Origin of the sequence: Mycolicibacterium gilvum (assembly GCF_900454025.1) — a bacterium.
GTDB lineage: Bacteria > Actinomycetota > Actinomycetes > Mycobacteriales > Mycobacteriaceae > Mycobacterium > Mycobacterium gilvum.
In genome coordinates this window covers 145,014-164,074 of the sequence record NZ_UGQM01000001.1, presented here as the reverse complement: position 1 = coordinate 164,074, position 19,061 = coordinate 145,014, and the positions used below count along the sequence as shown (strand labels likewise).

Annotated in this window: 22 protein-coding genes and 1 pseudogene; 7 read left to right on the top strand and 16 right to left on the bottom strand. The window is 66.9% G+C overall.

The features are described 5' to 3' along the window. Positions 1-16 precede the first annotated feature (16 nt). Positions 17-1,204, top strand: coding sequence for an ABC transporter substrate-binding protein (locus tag DYE23_RS00815; RefSeq protein ID WP_115326228.1), 1,188 nt, complete (start codon positions 17-19; stop codon positions 1,202-1,204). Positions 1,205-1,326: 122 nt separating this feature from the next. After that, entirely contained in the window at positions 1,327-1,803 is a 477-nt protein-coding gene (locus DYE23_RS00810; protein WP_115326227.1) for a DUF4262 domain-containing protein, read from the top strand. Between the two features lie 73 nt (positions 1,804-1,876). Here the strand turns inward: DYE23_RS00810 and DYE23_RS00805 are convergent, their stop codons facing one another. From DYE23_RS00805 to DYE23_RS00790, 4 genes are read right to left on the bottom strand one after another with little or no spacing between them, the layout of a single operon-like run. Beyond that, a complete protein-coding gene (locus tag DYE23_RS00805; RefSeq protein WP_011891509.1) occupies positions 1,877-2,314 on the bottom strand; it encodes an SRPBCC family protein in 438 nt (145 codons plus the stop codon). 18 nt (positions 2,315-2,332) lie between these two features. Further along, positions 2,333-2,713, bottom strand: a complete 381-nt coding sequence (locus tag DYE23_RS00800; protein ID WP_115326226.1) for an SRPBCC family protein — start codon at positions 2,711-2,713, stop codon at positions 2,333-2,335. 25 nt (positions 2,714-2,738) lie between these two features. Further along, complete coding sequence (locus DYE23_RS00795; protein WP_115326225.1) at positions 2,739-3,518, bottom strand: DAPG hydrolase family protein; 780 nt, start codon at positions 3,516-3,518, stop codon at positions 2,739-2,741. After that, positions 3,518-3,688 (bottom strand): hypothetical protein, encoded by a 171-nt coding sequence (locus DYE23_RS00790; RefSeq protein ID WP_011891512.1) that lies wholly within the window; start codon positions 3,686-3,688, stop codon positions 3,518-3,520. The genes DYE23_RS00795 and DYE23_RS00790 overlap by 1 nt, the downstream gene beginning before the upstream one ends. Before the next feature lie 152 nt (positions 3,689-3,840). Between DYE23_RS00790 and DYE23_RS30700 the strand changes: the two genes are divergently transcribed. Next, complete coding sequence (locus tag DYE23_RS30700; protein WP_158022048.1) at positions 3,841-4,002, top strand: hypothetical protein; 162 nt, start codon at positions 3,841-3,843, stop codon at positions 4,000-4,002. Between the two features lie 225 nt (positions 4,003-4,227). On the opposite strand, the gene DYE23_RS00780 is transcribed toward DYE23_RS30700, so the two are convergent. The 6 genes from DYE23_RS00780 to DYE23_RS00755 all read right to left on the bottom strand — a co-directional run bounded on the left by DYE23_RS00780 (position 4,228) and on the right by DYE23_RS00755 (position 9,320). After that, positions 4,228-5,433 (bottom strand): IS4-like element ISMfl1 family transposase, encoded by a 1,206-nt coding sequence (locus tag DYE23_RS00780; protein WP_011891513.1) that lies wholly within the window; start codon positions 5,431-5,433, stop codon positions 4,228-4,230. A gap of 45 nt (positions 5,434-5,478) precedes the next feature. Next, positions 5,479-6,141 carry an O-methyltransferase gene (locus tag DYE23_RS00775; protein WP_115326224.1) on the bottom strand — a complete coding sequence of 221 codons (663 nt, stop codon included), beginning with the start codon at positions 6,139-6,141 and terminating at the stop codon, positions 5,479-5,481. A 22-nt stretch (positions 6,142-6,163) separates the two neighbouring features. Next, positions 6,164-6,655 (bottom strand): TIGR04338 family metallohydrolase, encoded by a 492-nt coding sequence (locus DYE23_RS00770; RefSeq protein ID WP_115326223.1) that lies wholly within the window; start codon positions 6,653-6,655, stop codon positions 6,164-6,166. Beyond that, the gene (locus DYE23_RS00765) at positions 6,652-7,404 is read right to left on the bottom strand and encodes a DUF2786 domain-containing protein (protein WP_115326222.1); all 753 of its coding nucleotides are present in this window, start codon (positions 7,402-7,404) and stop codon (positions 6,652-6,654) included. Before DYE23_RS00765 ends, DYE23_RS00770 begins: the two co-directional genes overlap by 4 nt. Before the next feature lie 81 nt (positions 7,405-7,485). Then, on the bottom strand, positions 7,486-8,484 hold the full coding sequence (locus DYE23_RS00760; RefSeq protein WP_115326221.1) for a hypothetical protein: 999 nt from the start codon (positions 8,482-8,484) through the stop codon (positions 7,486-7,488). Then, positions 8,481-9,320, bottom strand: coding sequence for an alpha/beta hydrolase (locus DYE23_RS00755; RefSeq protein ID WP_115326220.1), 840 nt, complete (start codon positions 9,318-9,320; stop codon positions 8,481-8,483). Before DYE23_RS00755 ends, DYE23_RS00760 begins: the two co-directional genes overlap by 4 nt. Before the next feature lie 66 nt (positions 9,321-9,386). Between DYE23_RS00755 and DYE23_RS00750 the strand changes: the two genes are divergently transcribed. After that, positions 9,387-10,397 carry a sigma-70 family RNA polymerase sigma factor gene (locus DYE23_RS00750; RefSeq protein WP_235660292.1) on the top strand — a complete coding sequence of 337 codons (1,011 nt, stop codon included), beginning with the start codon at positions 9,387-9,389 and terminating at the stop codon, positions 10,395-10,397. 2 nt (positions 10,398-10,399) lie between these two features. Here DYE23_RS00750 and DYE23_RS00745 read toward each other — a convergent pair whose 3' ends face one another. Continuing rightward, complete coding sequence (locus tag DYE23_RS00745; protein ID WP_115326219.1) at positions 10,400-10,852, bottom strand: MarR family winged helix-turn-helix transcriptional regulator; 453 nt, start codon at positions 10,850-10,852, stop codon at positions 10,400-10,402. Positions 10,853-10,948: 96 nt separating this feature from the next. On the opposite strand from DYE23_RS00745, the gene DYE23_RS00740 reads away from it, so the two are divergent. From DYE23_RS00740 to DYE23_RS00730, 3 genes are all read left to right on the top strand, one after another. Then, positions 10,949-11,716 carry a pirin family protein gene (locus DYE23_RS00740; RefSeq protein ID WP_115326218.1) on the top strand — a complete coding sequence of 256 codons (768 nt, stop codon included), beginning with the start codon at positions 10,949-10,951 and terminating at the stop codon, positions 11,714-11,716. Further along, the gene (locus DYE23_RS00735; protein ID WP_115326217.1) at positions 11,694-13,025 is read left to right on the top strand and encodes a PQQ-dependent sugar dehydrogenase; all 1,332 of its coding nucleotides are present in this window, start codon (positions 11,694-11,696) and stop codon (positions 13,023-13,025) included. The genes DYE23_RS00740 and DYE23_RS00735 overlap by 23 nt, the downstream gene beginning before the upstream one ends. A 129-nt stretch (positions 13,026-13,154) precedes the next feature. Further along, a complete protein-coding gene (locus DYE23_RS00730) occupies positions 13,155-14,261 on the top strand; it encodes a phosphodiester glycosidase family protein (protein ID WP_115326216.1) in 1,107 nt (368 codons plus the stop codon). A 225-nt stretch (positions 14,262-14,486) separates the two neighbouring features. Here the strand turns inward: DYE23_RS00730 and istB are convergent, their stop codons facing one another. From istB to DYE23_RS00710, 5 genes and pseudogenes are all read right to left on the bottom strand, one after another. Continuing rightward, a complete protein-coding gene (gene istB, locus DYE23_RS00725) occupies positions 14,487-15,284 on the bottom strand; it encodes an IS21-like element helper ATPase IstB (RefSeq protein WP_067388237.1) in 798 nt (265 codons plus the stop codon). 1 nt (position 15,285) lies between these two features. Further along, positions 15,286-16,908, bottom strand: a complete 1,623-nt coding sequence (gene istA / locus DYE23_RS00720) for an IS21 family transposase (protein WP_115326215.1) — start codon at positions 16,906-16,908, stop codon at positions 15,286-15,288. A gap of 397 nt (positions 16,909-17,305) precedes the next feature. Next, positions 17,306-17,707, bottom strand: a complete 402-nt coding sequence (locus DYE23_RS00715) for a DUF2510 domain-containing protein (RefSeq protein ID WP_011891606.1) — start codon at positions 17,705-17,707, stop codon at positions 17,306-17,308. 106 nt (positions 17,708-17,813) lie between these two features. Beyond that, the gene (locus DYE23_RS32055) at positions 17,814-18,146 is read right to left on the bottom strand and encodes an Rv1352/Rv1906c domain-containing protein (RefSeq protein WP_483310428.1); all 333 of its coding nucleotides are present in this window, start codon (positions 18,144-18,146) and stop codon (positions 17,814-17,816) included. 448 nt (positions 18,147-18,594) lie between these two features. Beyond that, positions 18,595-19,053: pseudogene (locus tag DYE23_RS00710) on the bottom strand (DUF1275 family protein); the annotation flags it as partial. Positions 19,054-19,061: the final 8 nt, after the last annotated feature.

Sequence of the window (19,061 nt, the reverse complement as noted above, 5' to 3'; positions counted from 1 at the left end):
TGCCGAAGGAAAACCGATGCACACCAACCTCTCTCGGATGCGGCGCGTCACGCTGGCCGGCGCCGTCCTCGCCCTGCTGGTGACCGCCTGCGCGCCGTCCGACCCCACCACCGGCACCGGCACCACGCCGGCGCCACTGGCGCAGAAGACGACCCAACCCGACGAGGACCCGGCGAACTTCGATCTCGACGCGCTGATCGCCGCGGCCCGCACCGAGCCCGGCATCACCGTCTACGACCAGACCGGCAAGGTCGTCGACACCGCCAAAGCCTTCGCCGCCAAGTACGGGCTGGAGGCAACCGGCGTGAAGGTCGAGCTCGGCGCCATCGACAAGGTGTTGCAGGAGAACGAGTCCGGCGATGTCATCGGCGACGTCGTCATCAACGAGGATCTACCGTCCTACGCCGTCGAGCTGCTGGATCAGGGTGTCCTCGTCAACTGGGTGCCCCGGGACATGAAGGACACCATCAACCCCGAGGACCAGTACCCGCTCGTCGTCCACTATGGCCCGATGGGCTGGGCCTACAACAGCCAGACCTACGAGAGCTGCCCGGTGTCCAACATCTGGCAGCTCACCGATACGGAGTTCAACGGACGCGTCGCCATGGCCGACCCGCTGAGCAATCCCAAGTACCCCTACTGGTTCAACTCCATGGCGCTCAACGACGACGCCGCGCTGCGGGAGGCCTACAAGCAGCACTTCGGCACGGACCTCGAGACCGACCAGCCCGACGCCGCCCACGAATGGGTCAAACGCCTTGCTCAGAACAACCCGATGATCACCCCGACCGACGAGGAGGTCTCCGAAGCCGTCGGCGCCCCCGACCAGAAGGAGCCGAGCTTCGGACCGATGTCCATGGCGAAGTTCCGCAACAACGCCGACAAGGGCTACCACCTGGCGCTGTGTGACGGCATGAAACCCTGGACGTTGCAGTCGTTCCCGTCGGCGATCGCGTATGCATCGAAGACGGACAGCCCGAATGCCGCGAAGCTCTACATCCACTACATGCTGACGGAGGAAGGCTTCGCCCTGCAGCTCGCCGACGGCAAGCCCTCCTCGAACTCTGAGGTGCCCGCGCCGAAGGACCCGTCGGGTGTGGCAGAACTGCTCGACCAGATGGCGCCGCTGCGCAGCGCCGACCTGGTCAGCGACTACCGTAACAAGTCGGCGTGGGACGACTTCTGGCGCACCTCACACAACTGACGGCCTTCAGCGTCGCGCATCGGGACACGACCGCGCCCAAGGAGAGCCCGTTGCCTCGACGAATCGTTGTCGGACCCTCGGGGGAGGCTGTTCACAGAGACAGCCGACAGGAAGGAGCTGCCATGTGCTGGCAGTGCGATCACCCCGAGGCCACACGAGCCGACTATCACGACGTACTTCGGCGAAAGATTCTCGCGCACGGCTGGGCCGTGCAATACGTCGAAAGTGAGCGCACTCCGTTCGGCTACACCATCGGGCTGCACCCGGCCGGGCTGCCCGAGTTGCTGGTGGCCGGGTTGCCGCCCGAGACGACGCTGAAGATCCTCAACACACTTGCCGGCTACATGGTCCGCGAGGTGGAGCCCGCACCCGGCGACACCATGCAGCTGGCCGACGAGTGGCACGGCGAGTTCGTCGCCGTGGCAGAACCGCACGCGCACATGGGGCTCGGTCTGGAGTTGTACGGCCCCGGGTTACGCGGCCTCCAGTTCGTGTGGCGCGACAGGGACGGACATACGCCGTGGTGTCCTGACTTCAACAAGGGCGGACTCCGTCAACCCGTGCTCGGCAATCGCGGTCCCAGCGCGCACTCTCCTTGAGCGCAGTAGAGCACGCTCCACCGCAGCGTCGGACTTCTCGCGCACCTGCCCGACGAGATGGTGTTCGCTGCGCTCAGCCCTTGATCTTCAGCACGCGCTTGCGCAGGCCGTGGGTCGCGGTGTCCATCAGTCCTTTGGCGCCCTTCTTGACCAGGAAGCCGGGCAGCGGCGCCTTCAGGTCGACCATCAGCTCGAGTCGCACCCGGGTGCTCTCACCCTCCTGCGTCAGGCGGTATCGGGCCTCCTGTGCGCGCTGCTGATCGGAGCGGACGAGCGTCCAGCCCACCCCGTCGTCGTACACGTGATAGTCGAGGATCTGGTCGTCGCTGACGCCGACGATCTTGACGACCTGCCGCGATCGTTTCGGGCGACCCTCCTCGTCGCGTTCCAGGATCTCGACGGTCTGGTGCGCCGACGACCACTCCGTCAGGGATTCGAGGTCGTAGAGCACTGCGAGGATCTCATCGCGCGTCGCCTCGATAACGATCTCGCGGTTTTCGGTGATGGCCATGCTGTGTGATTGCCGTAGTCAGCCCGTTCGAAACTGCGCGGCCATCTCGTCGATGCGCCGCAGGGCGAGCGACAGCACCGGCAGGTAGGCGGGCGCCCACACCGGGGCGCTCATCCAGACCCGGGAGCCGTTCTCCAGCGGCTCGACTCCGTGCCGGGTCGCCGGGACGCCGGCGACATTCCACGCCCACGTCCGGCCCTGGTCCAGTTCGGAGATCACGAACGGCAACGGCACCCCCACGGGCGTCCACACCCGCCCCGTCGCCCCGAGTTCGAACGCGGACCCGTCCATCTCAGCCTTGGTGACGGTAAGACCCCACCGCGGCCACGCGTCGAGATCCGTCAGGATCTGCCACACGGTGTCCGCGGGTGCATCGAGGGTCCTGTCCACCGTCCACATGCCGCGGGCATACCCCCGCCACGCGCTATCCGAAACGCGCGTGCAGGTCCGGCAGGAATGCGGCCAGGTGGTTCATCTCCTGGGCGCAATGCACCATCAGATCCCGCGGGTCGGGCAGCTGCCGTGCCGCTACGGGCCGAACCATGCTGTTGGCGAACAGGTTTCCGTGCCGGACGCCGACGTAGGGTCCGCCCATCCAGAATCGGGATCGCATCTCGGCGCCCTGGGGTGTCCTGCGGATGTGATGGACGAACCAGCCGATGTCGACCGGAACCTCCGAGGAGCCCAGCCGGGCGCACACCGCGACCGAGTCGCCCAGCCTCTGCGCCGGGACGCCGATCTTGTCCGGTTCGACGAACCGGATCGCGGCCTTGGCATACGACGAACCCAGGTACTCCTCGATCAGCGAGGTCCGGCCGACATAGTGCCCGTCGCCGCCGCCGTCGGCCCACCGTGCCGACGCATGAGCGCGGGGATGCCACAGCTTGTAGCGGCGGGTGTCGGTGCCGTGCCAGCCGAACCACCAGTCCCACATCCGCGGTGTCACGCCCGGCATGTCGGTGCGCACCGACACCTGGAAGGCGCCGTTGGGAAGATGTCCGTACCCGGTCTCGGTCTGGTGGTAACCGGCTTCGAGAAGCTCTGCGGCGCTGTCGAATCCGAGGAGAACCTGATCGGCCTGTGGACCGTGGTGCAGCGCGTCGACGACGTGCGCCGGCAATGGCGCCATCTCCGGGTTGAAGAACTCGCCCCACGGTGTCTTGGCGTCGTCGCCGCGGTATCCCAGGTAGGCGCGGGTGCCCATCAGATCCGTCCCATCCGGCTACCCGGCATCAGCTCGTCCGCCGACGCGCAGGTCCACATATTGTCGGCGGCATAGCGGTGCCGGTCGGGATAGTTGCTCATGATGCCTGCGTACCAGGTCTCCAGATCCGCGGGCACATACGGCACCGCGGCGATCGCCCTGTCACGCACCGGGCCAGGACGACCTGTTAGGTGTTACGGCGGGCCGCGGCGAGCTCGGCGCGAACTGAGGTCACCCGCGCCCTTCGACCTCACTTGGCTGGATGAGTGAAGTTACACATGGCGGCGACTTCACTTCGGCCCATCACATAGGAAGGCGTCCGATGGGGGCCGGACGGTGCGCGGTACGCGTCGTCAACGTGGCGCTGCTGTCGCAAGAGCTCGGCATCGAGACCGCCCGCGGGCCCCGCAACCGGGTGTGGCGCTCTCCCGAAGTGCTTGCCGCCCTCGACGCATTCGCCGAGCGCGCCGGCCGGCGACGCTGACCTGCAGGCCTAACGCCAATACCGTTCAGTTAGTGGCTGATGACGGTGACGCTGGGTGGGTGTTCGGGTTGTGGCCAGTGTTGGTGCGCTGATCTTTTGACATGCCACTTGGGCATTTTGCGTTTGATCACGCGGGGAGCTGACCGTGTGCGGCGTGCCGGGTTGATGCGGTCGAGGAGGCGACGGAGGAACGCCTGCCAGTGAGGGTCGGCGGATCGGCGCCGGTTAGGGGGAAAAAGCGCCCTGATGGGCGACGGATTGGCGCACGACGCGCAACGCGGCGGTGAAGCTGAGTCGGTCCGGGTCGTGTCCGCTGTGGTGTGCGGCTTGGCTCATCAACGAGCGAATCGCGTAGTGGCAGCACAGGTATCCCCAGATCTCCTGCAGGACGAGGTCGGGCGACTTCGACCGCAGCACCACCTTCGACCCACGCTGGTGGGTCTTGAGTTCGTCGAAGACGCTCTCGATCTCCCAGCGCTGGGCGTACGCGGCCGCCAACTCGACCGCGGGTGCGGTGTCCGGGTCGGTCAGCGTGGTGAGCAACCGGTAGGCCACGGGGTTGTCGCGGCCGTCGTCGACGGTGTAGTCGATGACGCGAGCCAGCATTGGCTCGCCGTGTCGGTCCTTGGCCGCGCGCAGGTGGGCCAGCCACGAACCGTCGGCGAGATCCTCGACGTGAGTGGGGGTCGGGCCGTTGCGTCCGGTGCTCACGCGCCACAGCAGATCGGCTCCGGTATCGGAAGCGTTACGCCACAACGCGTATGAGAAGAATCCACGATCAGCCAGCACGAGCATTTCCGGTGTCAGTGCATCGAGCACGTGCTCGACCATCGTGGACTCCGCGTCGCGGTAGGCGCCGATCGTGGCGGCGAAGATCGCATGAGTGCCGCACTCGGCGACCGCCAACAACCGCGCCTGCGGAAACGCCGACTTCTCACCCTTGTTCACCCCCGGACGCCCGAAGAACTCCTCATTGACCGGGCTATCCGCCACATCCAGGCACGTCCCGTCGATCGCGACCACCCTGCGTCCGGCCACCCACGTCCCCGGCGTATCCGCCGCGCCCAACGGACGAGCGACCCTCGCGAACAACGCAGCCAACGGCTGGGACCCCAATCGCTCCCGCGCCTGGAAAATGGCCGACTTCCCCGGCAACTGATACTGCTCACGCCACCCGGAAGCCCACGCTAAACCATCCGTGAGCTGGGATAACACATCCTCGTAGGAGCCATCGGAGTACAGGCCCATGCCGATGGCGAAATACGCCATCACCCGTGCCGGCAGTGCACGATGACGCACCTGAGTACGCCCCGTCGCCTCGATCACCTCATCAACCATCGCCGGCGGGAACACCCTCGTCAGGACACCCACAGACACCAGATCCGACAACCGACGATCCGATTCAGGCTTCCGCCAACCCGCGCGAGGCATACCAACAAACTACACCCATGTAGTCTTAACTGAACGGTATTGGGCCTAACGCACCAGAGCCACCGCGAAACCGTCCCACCCTTTGGTGCCGACGGTCTGGATCGCGGCAGTGTCCAGACGCGGGTCGGCGCCCATCATGTCGAACATCGCGCGAATCCCCGTCGCCTGGGCGTCGTCGGGCGCAGGGTCGAGTACGCGGCCGCTGCGGGCGATGTTGTCGACCACGATCACGGTGCCGGGGTGACCGAGCGTGATCGCCCACTCGACATAGGAGACGTTGTTCTCTTTGTCAGCGTCGATGAAGACGAGATCGAAGGACTCGCCGCGCTGCTGCAACGTCGGCAGTGAGTCGAGTGCCGCGCCGACGATGATCTCGACGCGGTCGAACACTTCCGCACGCTCCAGGTTCTGCCGGGCGACGTCGGCGTGGGCCTGCGCGAACTCCAGCGTCACCACCGTGCCACCCTCGCCCACGGCGCGGGCCAACGCGATCGTGCTGTATCCGGCGAGCGTGCCGATCTCGAGCACCCGCCGCGCGCCGGACATCCGTACCAGCAGCGACAGCAGCTTCGCGTGCTGGGCCGACACCTCGATCGGCGGCATACCCGCGGCGTCGGCAGACTCACGGGCCGCGCGCAACACGTCGTCCTCGCTGTGCAGCACGGAGGTGAACAGGTTGTCGAGAGAGGCCCATTCGGAGGTGGTCACGATGGTGACGGTACGCCCCGGCTCACCGCACGCCCTCCTTCGCGTAGACCACCCGCAACACGTGGGCCACCTCGGGACCCATCACGGCGCCGGCGAGCTCACAGTGCGTGGCGACGAACTCCGGTCCGTGCGGGGGATCGCTGGGGCACAGGTGATGTGCGAGCTCGTGCAGCACCACCAACTCCCGCAGCGCCCACGTGTCGCGCCCGTGCGGGACTGCGATCGTCGCCTCCCCGCCGGCCGATTCGTAGTGCGCGGCGGATGCGCCCCGGCGTGCCCGCACCCGCACCGCACCGGCTGCCGGCCAGCGCTCCCGGACCGCCGGATGCGCGAGCACGTCGTCGACATAGGTCTGGACGGATTCCGCCGAGGCGAAGCGGGCCTCGGGCGGCAGGGTCAGGTGGGTGCCGAAGAAATCCGCCACCGGATCACCGCGTTCGGCCGCTCGGTCGAACATGGTGCGCACGAATCCCTCTGCGGCATAGACCTTTGCGCGCTGCGCGTCCCGGGTCATCGCTCCAGTGCAGACCTCGCGCCGGTGAGCTCGGTGTCCCCGCCCAGCCGGGCCCGTCGTCCCGCTCGGTCGCCGGCCCGGCGCGCATCCGACGAATAGCCTGCCGTGGCGCTGGTGGCGCGCCACGTCCCACGCGCTTTCGACGCCTTGCGGTAATAGTCCTTGAGCTCAAGGTCCTTGTTGCGCAACGCGATCGCTGTTCCAGGGATGGCCGACGGTCCGCTCTTGGCCTCCTGCTGCGCCTGCTCGCGGGCCTCGGCCAGTCGCTGGCCGACGCGGGCGCCGAAGGCCAGCTGGAAGTTCAGGCGCGCGGTGATCGTCGGCGTCGGCTTGTGCGCACCGGAGGAGATGTACTCGGTGGACGCCCGCACCATCTGCATGACGAGGCTGGTGTAGAGCGTATGACTGGCGTCGATGTCCTCGTCGAAGCCGTAGGCATAGACGAACGTCGAGTTGGACGCGACATCACACTTGACGTCGTTGGCGGCGGCGATGACCACGAACAACTGCACATACGTGCGCAGGCCCCGCGCGCCCGGTTCGCCGATGGTGATGGTGCGCTGCACCGGCGTCTGGGCCCCGGTGCGCTTGTCCCCGTGGCTGCGCGCGACCGCCAGGTCGATCGACGTCGCGGTGGCCAGCCGTTGGGCGGCGGCCATGAAGGCCTCTGCTTCGTGGGCGTTGTCGGTGCCTTCGGCCTGGCGCAGAAGCGCCGCGATGCGGCCGAGCATCTTCTCGTCGGTACTCATGACGGCGACGTTAGGGGCCGGGTCTGACGTGGCATCGTCGACCAGTATCCGTTATCCCCACAGCCGATTTCATCCACAGGCTCACTTGCCGGCGAATTCGTCGAGCGCCGTCACCAACTGCTCCGACAGCGGGTCCTGCTTGGCGTAGTTGGCGATGTTGTCGGTCGGGTCGTCGCGCAGCACATGATTGACACCCTTGAGCTCCACGACGGTCAGATCGGTGTGCGCCAGCGCGTCGACGAGCGGCTTCACGGCGTCGCACCGGGCCTGACTGTCGGAATCCGAACAGGTCAGCAGGACGGGGGTCCCGGCGGGGACCGCGGCGGCCAACGCGACCGGGTCGACCTCGTCGGCCGCGATGACGGCGGCGATGTTGCCGGGGTTGACGATGGAGTTCAGGCCGTCGGGAAGTGTGTCCGGGACCGTGCCCTTGGTGCGGATCTCCTCGACCGCGGCACGCCAGGTCGCGATCGTCTCCGGCGTTCCGTCGGCCGTCACCCGGTTGGTGATGATGTCCAGATAGCGCCCCGGCAGCGGTTGAAAGAGGCCGAGCGAGTGCACCTTCGGGGCGTCCGGCAACGTGTCGCCGGCCAGCGCCAGCGCGTGGACGGTGCCCTCGCCGAGTGCGTAGACCGAGATCCGCTCGGGGTCGGTCGCCGGACGATCCGCCAGGAACCGCACCGCGGCCTTCGCGCCCGAGGTGTAGACGGCGCTGACAACCTCGGTGGGCCTGTCCTGGAACGGCCCCAGCCCGGTGCGTCCGGTGCCCACCTTGTCGTAGCGCAGGCTCGCCACCCCGCGGTCGGACAGCAACTCGGCGAGCTGGCGCATGTTGCCGATCGGGCCCGCGACGACGTTGTCACCGTTGCGATCGGTGCCGCCGCTCTCGGAGAGCAGCAGGGCCGCCGGAGCGGGCTCTCCCTCGGTGCGGTGCCGGTAGGTGCCGTGCAACGTGAGGCCGTCGGCCTCGAACGTCACCTCCTCGTCGGTCCAGCCCGACTGCTCGGCGGAATCCTCCCCCCGGCCGCAGCCGACCACCAACAGCAGTACCGAAAACACTACGACGGCAAGCCTTTTCACAGTTTCGACTCGATCCAGGAGGTCACGTCGTCGAGCACCAGTTCCTTCTCGGGTTCGTTGAACACCTCGTGGTAGAGGCCGGGATACACCTTCAGGTGCGCATCAGGCGAGCCGATGCACTCCATCAGCTGCCTGCTTCCCGCGACCGGAATCAGCCGGTCCTTGTCGCCGTGCACCACCAGCAGGGGCGCGGTGATCGCCGCGGCGCGCGCCGGCATGGTCTCCCCCACCGCGATCAGCGCGCGCCCGACGCCGGCGGGCAACTTGCCGTGGTGGACCAGCGGGTCGTTCTCGTAGTCCGACACCACCTGCGGGTCGCGTGACACCGCGTCGGCGGGCAGGTTCTCGACCGGCAGACCGGGGGCGATCCGGCCGAGCACCTTGGCCATCACCAGCTTGACCGCGGGCACCGAGTCGTGGGCGTTGACCGCCGGTCCGGACAGCACCATCGCGTCGTAGTCGTCGGGGTGCTCGACCCCGTAGGTGAACACGACGCCGCCCCCCATGCTGTGTCCCAGCACGATCAATTTCAGGTGGGGGTGAGCGTTCCGCGCGATGCCGACCAGGGTGTGGAAGTCGCCGGTGTACTCGGTGATGTCGCGCAGATAGACGCGTTTTCCGCCGGAACGTCCGTGACCGCGGTGGTCGAGCGCGTAGGTGATCAGGCCGGATTCGGCGAAGCGCGCCGCGACGTGGTCGTAGCGCCGGGCGTGTTCGGCGTAGCCGTGCGCGAGAACCACCACGCCGCGCGAATCCGACTCGGGCGTCCAGACGTCGTACACGATCCGGACGCCGCCGAGGCCGTCGAAACTGCGTTCGGAGTGGGTCACGGGCATGCCAGGGAGACTATCGGGCCCAGCTGGACGACCGCGGTCCGCGGACAGCTGAAGTTGTCACACCCGATGCGTAAGCTGCTTTTCGTGACCGTCTTGGCTCTCGACGAGGGCGGTGCGAAGGACGCGTTTCTCGCCGATGCACAGAAGTACCGGCGCGAACTGCTGGCGCACTGTTACCGCATGACCGGCTCGCTCCACGACGCGGAGGACCTGGTCCAGGAGACGTATCTGCGGGCCTGGAAGTCCTACGACAGGTTCGAAGGCAAATCCTCGGTGCGGACGTGGCTGTACCGGATCGCGACCAACACCTGCCTGACCGCGCTCGACGGGCGCAAGCGCCGGCCGCTGCCGTCGGGCCTCGGCGGGCCGTCGGCGGATCCCTACGCCGACCTGACCGAGCGCCACGAGATCGCCTGGCTCGAGCCGATCCCCGACGACCCGCATGAGGATCCGGCCGACCCGTCGGTGATCGCGGAGTCCCGGGAGTCGGTGCGGCTGGCGCTCATCGCGGCACTGCAGCACCTGTCCCCACGTCAGCGGGCGGTTCTGGTGCTGCGCGAAGTCCTGCAATGGAAGGCGGCCGAGGTCGGTGAGGTGATCGGGGCGTCGACCGCCGCGGTCAACAGCCTGTTGCAGCGCGCCCGGGCGCAGCTCGACGAGGTCGCACCCTCGCGCGACGATCAGCCGGTTTCACCGGAATCCCCGGAGGCGGCAGAGGCGCTCGCGAAGTACATCGCCGCGTTCGAGGACTACGACATGGACAGGCTGGTCGAGCTGTTCACCGCCGATGCGGTGTGGGAGATGCCGCCGTTCGACGGCTGGTATTCGGGTCCGGCCGACATCATCGCGCTGTCGAAGTACCACTGCCCCGCCGCGGGCGCGGGCGATATGCGGTTCCTGAGGACCACAGCCAACGGTCAGCCGGTGGCCGCGCTGTACATGCGCAACCCGGAGACCAACGTGCACGAGGCGTTCCAGCTGCACGTCCTCGACCTGCGCACCCGAGGCATCGCACACGTCGTCGCGTTCATGGACGTGTCGCTGTTCCGCAAGTTCGGTCTGCCCGAGACGCTCTGAGGTCACCCGGCCGAGCGGGCGTTCAGCCGTTCGAGCACCGCGGCGATCGTCGCGCCGAACGCGCGCTCCTCGGCTTTGCTCAACCCGTCGAACACCACGGTCCTGACCAGGTCGACGTGACCCGGCGCGGCGGTCTGCACCGCGGCCAGACCGGCATCGGTCAATGCGACGGTGGCGCCGCGGCGGTCGTCGCCGTCGCCCTCGCGCGCCACGAGTCCCCGGCCGCGCATGCGGCGCAGCTGGTGCGACAGCCGGCTCTGCTCCCAGCCGATCAGCTCGCCGAGCTCGTTGATGCGCATCGGCCCGCGCTCCGACAGCGCGACGAGCACGTCGTAGTCCGACAGGGACAGCTCGCAGTCCTGTTGCAGTTGGCGGTGCATCGCGGTGTGCAGCTTGCTGACCATGGCCAGGTAGTCACGCCAGATCCGCTGCTGCTCGTCGCTCAGCCACTCCATCTCCTCAGCCTAACCGTGGAATACATGATGCATCATCTATGTTGTCGAGGGCATGTCGGCCACCTAGGCTGACGAGGACTCCGAAGGAGATCGCCCATGACCCGCAGCACGAGCGTCATCGACGTCCGGCGTGCCGACGAGCGCGCGAAGACAGCGATCGAGTGGCTCGACTCGAAGCACTCCTTCTCGTTCGGCAGCCACTACGACCCCGACAACACCCACCACGGGCTGCTCCTGGTCAACAACGACGACATCGTCACCCCCGGTGCGGGGTTTGACACCCACCCGCACCGCGACATGGAGATCGTCACCTGGGTGCTTCGCGGCTCCCTCGTCCACCAGGACTCCACCGGGCACTCCGGAGTCATCTATCCCGGCCTGGCACAACGGATGTCGGCCGGCCGAGGCATCCTGCACTCGGAGAAGAACGACTCCTGGACGCTGACCGGTCAGCAATCCCACAGCGAACCGGTGCATTTCGTCCAGATGTGGGTGGTGCCCGATGAGTCGGGCATCCAACCGGGCTACCAGCAGTTGGAGATCGACGACGAACTGCTGCGCGGCAACCTGGTCACCATCGCGAGTGGCATGCCCGAGCACAGCAACGAGGCCGCGATCACCATTCGCAACCGGTACGCCGCGCTGCACGGTGCGCGCCTGGAACCGGGCCAGAGTGTGCACCTTCCGGACGCGCCCTACCTCCACCTGTTCGTGCCTCGGGGCGCGGTCACGCTGGAAGGCGCCGGCGCGCTGCAGGAAGGCGACGCGGTGCGCTTCACCGCTACCGGGGGGCAGCGCATCACCGCGACCACCCCGGCCGAGATCCTGGTCTGGGAGATGCATGCGGGAATCGGTGCGGCATAACAGAATCGGCGTCCTGGTCCTGGGGTGCGCGCTGCTTGCCGGCTGCTCCGGCGAGCAGCCGTCACCATCGTCGACCCCGACCCCGACCGCGGCACCGTCTTCCAGCTCCACGTCGACGACGCAGCCTGTCGCCGGCACGCAGACGGTCACCGTCGAAGTCGCACCCGATCTCGGGGACTCGCCGTTCGACGAGCCTCGCCAAGCTGTGGTCCCCGAGGGGTGGACGCTGTCGGTATGGGCGCGCACCTCGCGTCCCCGGCTGATGGCGTGGGCACCCGACGGCGCGCTGCTTGTGTCGGTGCCGAGCACCGGCCAGGTGCTGTCGTTCCGGCCGCGCGGCGACAGTCCGCCCGAGGAGTCGGTGCTGCTCGACGACCTCGACGAACCCCACGGCCTCGCGTTCGGCGGGCCGACGCTGTACGTGGCACAGAGCGATCAGGTCGACGGGTACGACTACGCCGGCGGCGCGGCCACCAACCCCCGCGTGGTCGCGGGTGGCCTGCCCGACGACCGCAGCCCCGACCTACGGGGGGCGTACTCGCACGTGCTCAAGAGCGTGGCGGTCGGCCCCGACGGCGCGGTGTACTTCTCGATTGGTTCCACGGGAAACATTTCCGCAGACGACCGGGACGCGACCCCGCCGCGCGCGACGATCATGCGGGTGCCACCCGGCGGCGGGCCCGCCGAACCGTTCGCCACCGGCGTCCGCAACGGCACCGGACTGGCCGTCGCACCCGACGGTGCGGTCTGGATCGCCAACAACGGCCGTGACAACATCGCGTTTCCCGATCCCGGGCCGTCCTATGGCGAAGTGCTGCCGGACTACGTCGACGACAATCCGCCCGAGCAGATCGCCAGGCTCTCGCCGGGCCGCGAACTCGGCTGGCCGTACTGCAACAACGTCGGTGGACCGGCGGACCTGCCGTTCGTCCGCGACGTACAGACCAACCCCGACGGCGAACTACTCGACTGTGCGGCGCTACCTCCCGTCGAGCAGAGCATGGGCGCGCACTCGGCCCCGCTCGGCCTGAGCTTCACCGACGGGGTTCTGCCCGAGCCGTACGCCAGCGGCGCCCTCGTCGGCGTGCACGGGTCGTGGAACCGGCAGCCGCCCCGGGCGCCCGAGGTGTCGTTCTACCCGTGGCGCGACGGCGGCCTCGGTGACCAGCAGACGCTGGTCGGCGGATTCCAGGCCGACGACGGTTCGCGCTGGGGCCGCCCGGTGGCCGCGACGACCGGGCCGGACGGCTCCGTCTACATCACCGACGACGCCGCCGACGCGATCTACCGGCTGACACCACCGGCCTGATCCCGGACAGCAAAGGCCGCAGCGACCCTGTCGCGACCAACCTGTGATGCTGCTGTGACGAAAGTTGACAGTGGTTCTGCTGGGATTATTGTGATCTGGACTGATCCGTTTTTCCGATAGGAGCCGCCGGTGACGACTCCGACCGCAAACTTCCGGCGTCTCCCGATGCGGACCGGCACCGCGCTCGTCGCCAAACTCGCGGTCGTGACCCTGTGCGCGATGCTCGCCGCGGTGGCGGTGGCACCTCCGGCCCGCGCCGCAAACGCCCGGGAGTTGCTCGCCGGCGCGATCGCCAACACCCGCGGCTCGTATTTGGTCTACAACTTCGGCAGCGGGTTCGCCGCGCCGATGCTCGACGCCGCGGGCAACTGGTACGAGATGAACAACGGCGGCCGGCTGATGATCATCAAGAACGCATCGCAGCGTCTCGCGCCGCGCCTGCTCGCCGATTCCCACACCGGATATCAGGCCCGCTGCGAACAGGATCCGCGCGCCCGCACTGGCGAAGGCCTGTGGCAGTCCGCCGAGATCTACACCCCGATCCAGGCGTGGCAGGCGCTCGGCCAGCCGACGATCGCGATCAACGCGAACTTCTTCGACGTGCGGGGTCAGCAGGGCGGCTCGTGGAAGACGACCGGGTGCAGCTCCCCGCTGGGCGCCTACGTCGACAACACCCGAAACCTGGGCCGTACCAACGCGAAAGTCACCGGGACGCTGGCCTACGCCGGGAAGCAGGGGCTCTCCGGCGGCAACGAGAACTGGATGGCGCTGTCGACGATGGTGCTGCCGGTGCAAGGAACGCCGTTCGTCGTCCCACCCCGCAGCGACGACGACTACGACGCCGCGACGCCGGTGGTGACGCAGTTGATCGACCAGGGCACGCGCTTCGTCGCCGTGGCCGGCATCGGGCTGCTCGCGCCGGGTGACGCCGGGCAGCTCAACGATCCGGGCCCGAGCGCGGCACGCACCGCACTGGCCTACGTCAAGGACCGCGACGAGATGTACGTGTTCCAGGGCGGCAGCTACACACCCGACCAGATCCAGGACCTGTTCCGCGGATTGGGTAGCGACACAGCGATATTGCTCGACGGCGGCGGATCGTCGGCGATCGTGTTGCGCCGCGACACCGGCGGTATGTGGGCGGGTGCGGGCGCGCCCCGCGGATCGTGCGACACCATGGCGGTGCTGTGCGACTCCCGCGAGCGCGCCCAGCCGGCCTGGCTCGCCTTCAACTGACCCCCAGCCCCGCGAGCGTGCGTGTCCGCGGCAGACACGCCGAGCTACTGTCGAACTTCGCGCACGCTCGCAGGGGGATGTGTCGCGCGCTGAGATCGAATGCCTCGCGGGGGGACGCCTTGAGCTATCCGTCCGATCTGTTCTCGCTGTCAGGCAATGATCGTTGTCGCTTGCCAGGGTGATGGGACCACCTGATTGCCAGGGGGATGGGACCACCGTGGCGCGTTACTGAGGATGCTCGTCGGCGGGGTCTGGGTCAAGCTGGGGCCGGGTCCGTTGGCGGTAGGACGGTCCTTCGATGACCAGGGTGTGCGCGGCGGAGGTCAGCCGGTCGATGGCTGATTGAGCCAGCAGGGTGTCGGCGGTCATGGTCAGCCATTCAGCGGGCTCGCGGTTCGACGTCACGATGGTGGTCTTGGCGCGGTGGCGCTCGACGACGATTTCGTAGAAGTCGCTGGTTTCGGTGGCGTCGAGCGGGCGTAGCGCGAAGTCGTCGATGATGAGGACGTCGACGGCGGCCAGGCGGCGGATCTCGGCGTCGACGGTGTGGTCGAGCCTTGCGGCGCGCAGTCGGGTGAACAGTTTGTCGGCCCGGCCGAAGACTACGGTGTGTCTGCGTCGAATGGCCATGTGTCCCAATGCTGTTGCCAGATGCGTCTTGCCAACACCAACGGGCCCGAGGACGATCGCGGACTGGCCGGCGTCGAGGAACCGCAGTGAGGTCAGATCCCCCAGCAGGGTGCGGTCATAGCGCAGGTCCTCGTGTGCGGTCCAGGTATCAAACCGCATGGTGGGGTCGAGTCCGGCTTTGGTCGCCCGCAACGCGGCGGAGCGGGATTCGCGTCGGGAGACCTCGTCGGCCAGCAGCGTTTCCAGGAACCCGATGTGACTGAGTTTGTGTTGGCGGGCCAGAGCGGCGCGTTCGGGCAGGGTGTCGGCCATCGCGCCGAGTTTGAGGGTCTTGAGCAGTCGGAGCAGGTCAGCGCCGATCGGGTCGGTGGCGCCACGGGCGGTGGTGGTCATGTCAGCGGTTCTCCTCGGCAACGGTGGTCGTGATGATGGTCAATGGTGTTGGGGTGGAGCTGAATTCGGATGGATCGCGGGCGAAGCGGGTGGCGGTGTGGCGGACGGCCTTCGGCAGCGCGGGTGTGCTGGTCTCGGTGGCACGCTCGAGCATGGAGGCGATCTTGTTCACCGAGACGACATCAAGATCCAGCGACAGTGCGCAGGCCTGTTCGACCCGGTCGGCGCCGTAGCGGCGCACCAGGCCCAGCAGCCGGTAGACGGTGCGCATCTTCGTCCAGGGCAGCCGGTCATCGAGGATGCGTTCGGCGTAGATCCCGACGTTGGGGCCGTGCGCGGCGCAGGTGGCGATCAATGTCGTCACATCGCGCAGCGCGTAGCCGGTCTTGTGTTCGGGCAGATCAGCGGGGTCGGTGCTGCGCCCACCGGCCGGCTGGCGAGGATGGACCTTGACCAGCACGCCGCGGCGATAGAACTTCACCAACTCGGTGTCGGCCCGCACGTCCAGGTACTGACCGATCCAGCACTCGGGCAGCGAATACAGCGCCTTGGCGACCTCGGCGTGGAAATCGCGGTGCACCTTGACCGTCTTGAACACCGGCACGTCATAAACCCCTGGCACCGGCAACAGCCGGGACTGTTCCTCGGCGGTGAACACCTCCAGCGGACGAGCGCAGATGGTGCCGTGTGTGCGGGTGCCCGCGGTGTCACGACACCACACCGTCGCCGCCTGCTGCGCATGGGCCAGGCTGGTGAATGTTTCACCGTCCCAGAAGTTTCGGCGCACGTACTGCACGGCGCGTTCCACTCGCGGCTTGTCCTTCGGCGAGGCCACCCGCGCCGGGTCGGTCAGGAACCCGACATGCCCGGCGTAGTCCAGCCAGCCCTGGCTGAACTGCGGGTTGACCGCATCGGCGGCGGCGATCACCGGTTTGAGGTTGTCGGGGATCAGCACGGCGAACACGCCGCCGAAGAACTCCCAGGCCGCCTCGCAGCCGGCGATCACCGCGGCCAGAGTCTGCGAGTAGGACAGCCACACAAACATGTGCCGGGAGTACACCGCGGTGAAGATCAGCGCATGCACCTTGCGGCGGCGCCCATCATCGACGTCAGTGAGCATCCCCAGATAGCCGAAGTCGACCTGGCACTCCACCCCGGGATCACCATCAGCGACCCGCACCGTGAGATCTTTGCGGCCGAAACCGCAACGCTGGCTGGCGAATCGGTGCAACGTCCGATACGGCACCACACAGCCCTGCCTTCCCAGCAGAGTGTGGATCTTGGTCACTGTCAACGGCCGCTGCTCACCAGAGCCGGCCACCCACTTGGTGATCTGATCCTCGAACCCCAATAACTGCTCCCACGCCGCGCCGTGACCATCGGGGCGAACCGGGCGCACCGCTTCGGCGACCATCCCGATCAGACCGTCGTCGATCGCGCCGGCGTCGTCGCCGCGGCGCAGACCGGCCGCGTGGGCGGCCTCGACGTAACGGCGCACCGTTTTGCGATCCACACCGCAATGCGCGGCGATCGTCCGGTACCCCGGCGCCGGTAACCCCGCCACGCCCAGCCACACCCGCAGAACTTCCCTGATCTCGTTCACACTGACCTCCCGAAAAGCCATGCCGGCGACCTCCGTGACTTGAGCTGTCACGGCGATCGAACGAACAAATGAAAAGACCACCGACGCGACGCGCCGGTGGTCCCATAACTGGCAATCCAGGTGGTCCCATCACCCTGGCAAAAATCAGGTCACACTGGTCCCATCCTCATGGCAGGCGACAATCGTAACGGTGGAAGGCACAGCCGCTGCGAGGACAGTTAACGAAGAACCACCGTCAGGGTTCCCGCCGCAACCGATGACGAGCAGCGCTCCGCTTCCAACTCCAGTCATCGCCTACGCACGCATCAATCCCCCCATCGGACAATCACATTCGGACGGTAATACTTTCACGGAACCCGAACTGATTCACTAGACCGGCAAGAGATCGCCGGTGAGCGATCCGCTGGACGCAGCCTGGCTAGTTGTCGAACACCCGTGTCAACTCGTCACGCTTTTCGGACATCTGGCTCTCGATGTAGAAGCCGTTTACGAGCGACAACGCCAAGAGCACGCAGGCTAAGACACGGACCCAGGTAGCAGCACCCATGAAAAACGCGATAGCTGTGGCGACTCCCACCACTGCAACACCGGTCCACACCGGCCCCGAGCCGGTCATCAGGCTGACCGACTGCATTGACATCACAAGTCCGACGACTGCCAGCACACAGACGCCGATCGCAACACCCGTCTTCTTGGCATTACTTGAATTGTCCGGCACGCCAACCGGTTCGCCCCACGAAGCGCCGTCCCAGTAAATCTGCTTTCCAGGATTCAACGGGTCGGGGTACCAGCCAGGCGCAGGTGATGGCGATTGACTCACAATTACATCCCCTCTGAAAGTTCTGCGCTGATCAACTCTTAGCCGACCTTCTGCCACGTTTGACACGTCTGGGTGGCGGAAGCGACATCGCTCGGTTCAAACGTCACTACGCCTTGACCGGTGTTATTACCTCGCAGGATCGCCGCGCGTCGAAATCGGTAATGCCGCTCAGCTTGTTCAGGCGTGCCCAGCTGCAAAACGGCGAACCGCTTGCGGGGCCTGCACTCCTGTAGACCCCAGGCGCCATGTCGGTCCCAACCATGAGGGTGCCGTCCCCGGGGATGGAGGTGGACGGCCCCCTGGGCGTTGGTGGGGGTTGAGGGTGGGACGCAGATGGCGCTACTGTCGCTGTGATTGTGACCAGCTTTGTCTCGGTGACGGTTATTGGTGAAGTTATTCCATTGCCGCCGCACGGCAGCGATCGACGTGCCGCATGCAATGCCGATGACAGATGTCGTCACAGCCCGAACCCTCCCCCGCATGGCTGGAGATGCTAGGCCATCTTGATCATGCAGGCAGCTGATCACCGCACATCGCCACCTTCCCCCAGGGGTTAATCATGAATGAGGCTGATGTTGCACTCAACTGAGATTTGTTTTGCGCCCGAACCGTCAGCCGCCGTCAGAGCAGAACGAAACGGATCGCGCCCTGATCTTCTTCGTGCAACGCATCAGAGTTGAAATATGCGGTCGGATTCGACGACGGACCGGAAGTCTTCGATGCTGCGCGGTGAAACCTTCTGCTGCCGAACCCACTGTCCATCAGTGCCCGCGATTTCTGCTCTCGATTCATTCCCCTGATCGTGATTATCAGGACTGGCAAGGGAGTGAGAAGCACACCCACCCGCACGAAATAGCGGCCGCAATGATTCAGGCGAATATGGGCGACAGAACCGTGGCGCGCACCTGGATGCCAAACTGCCGGGCGGTTGCGTTCTGGCTGCCGAAACCACTGCGAGCCCGACGATCAGGATCAGCTTGGAGTAGTCGTGATAGTGCACCAGACCGGCCCCGGCAACGGCAGCGAGCACCGCGAGCGCAACGACCTCGAGTCCCAGCGCCGTCGTCAGCCACACCCGCACATTGCTGTCGAGGTGGCGTGACAATCGCCCGCCGATGATCGTCCCGTCGAAGAAGCCGACGAACGCGACCAGCGCTGCAGTGAGGTCCACCCCCGGAATGTGGCACGTACCAAAAAGCCGAGGAACACAACGTTCCGGTAATGTTCGCGACGAACACATGTCCCAGCACCAGCACGCTGACCGCATCGACCAGCCCCGTGGTGAATGTCAGCAACAGCAGCGCGATAACCGTTTGCCTCCGCGACACCGGTGAGGGGAACGCCACGGCGATAG

What these genes read in the sequence shown, in the direction of transcription:
- DYE23_RS00815 (WP_115326228.1), top strand. Translation starts at nt 17, where the DNA reads ATGCACACCAACCTCTCTCGGATGCGGCGCGTCACGCTGGCCGGCGCC.
- DYE23_RS00810 (WP_115326227.1), top strand. Translation starts at nt 1,327, where the DNA reads ATGTGCTGGCAGTGCGATCACCCCGAGGCCACACGAGCCGACTATCAC.
- DYE23_RS00805 (WP_011891509.1), bottom strand. Translation starts at nt 2,314, where the DNA reads ATGGCCATCACCGAAAACCGCGAGATCGTTATCGAGGCGACGCGCGAT.
- DYE23_RS00800 (WP_115326226.1), bottom strand. Translation starts at nt 2,713, where the DNA reads ATGTGGACGGTGGACAGGACCCTCGATGCACCCGCGGACACCGTGTGG.
- DYE23_RS00795 (WP_115326225.1), bottom strand. Translation starts at nt 3,518, where the DNA reads ATGGGCACCCGCGCCTACCTGGGATACCGCGGCGACGACGCCAAGACA.
- DYE23_RS30700 (WP_158022048.1), top strand. Translation starts at nt 3,841, where the DNA reads ATGGGGGCCGGACGGTGCGCGGTACGCGTCGTCAACGTGGCGCTGCTG.
- DYE23_RS00780 (WP_011891513.1), bottom strand. Translation starts at nt 5,433, where the DNA reads ATGCCTCGCGCGGGTTGGCGGAAGCCTGAATCGGATCGTCGGTTGTCG.
- DYE23_RS00770 (WP_115326223.1), bottom strand. Translation starts at nt 6,655, where the DNA reads ATGACCCGGGACGCGCAGCGCGCAAAGGTCTATGCCGCAGAGGGATTC.
- DYE23_RS00765 (WP_115326222.1), bottom strand. Translation starts at nt 7,404, where the DNA reads ATGAGTACCGACGAGAAGATGCTCGGCCGCATCGCGGCGCTTCTGCGC.
- DYE23_RS00755 (WP_115326220.1), bottom strand. Translation starts at nt 9,320, where the DNA reads ATGCCCGTGACCCACTCCGAACGCAGTTTCGACGGCCTCGGCGGCGTC.
- DYE23_RS00750 (WP_235660292.1), top strand. Translation starts at nt 9,387, where the DNA reads ATGCGTAAGCTGCTTTTCGTGACCGTCTTGGCTCTCGACGAGGGCGGT.
- DYE23_RS00745 (WP_115326219.1), bottom strand. Translation starts at nt 10,852, where the DNA reads ATGGAGTGGCTGAGCGACGAGCAGCAGCGGATCTGGCGTGACTACCTG.
- DYE23_RS00740 (WP_115326218.1), top strand. Translation starts at nt 10,949, where the DNA reads ATGACCCGCAGCACGAGCGTCATCGACGTCCGGCGTGCCGACGAGCGC.
- DYE23_RS00735 (WP_115326217.1), top strand. Translation starts at nt 11,694, where the DNA reads ATGCGGGAATCGGTGCGGCATAACAGAATCGGCGTCCTGGTCCTGGGG.
- istB (WP_067388237.1), bottom strand. Translation starts at nt 15,284, where the DNA reads ATGACCACCACCGCCCGTGGCGCCACCGACCCGATCGGCGCTGACCTG.
- istA (WP_115326215.1), bottom strand. Translation starts at nt 16,908, where the DNA reads ATGGCTTTTCGGGAGGTCAGTGTGAACGAGATCAGGGAAGTTCTGCGG.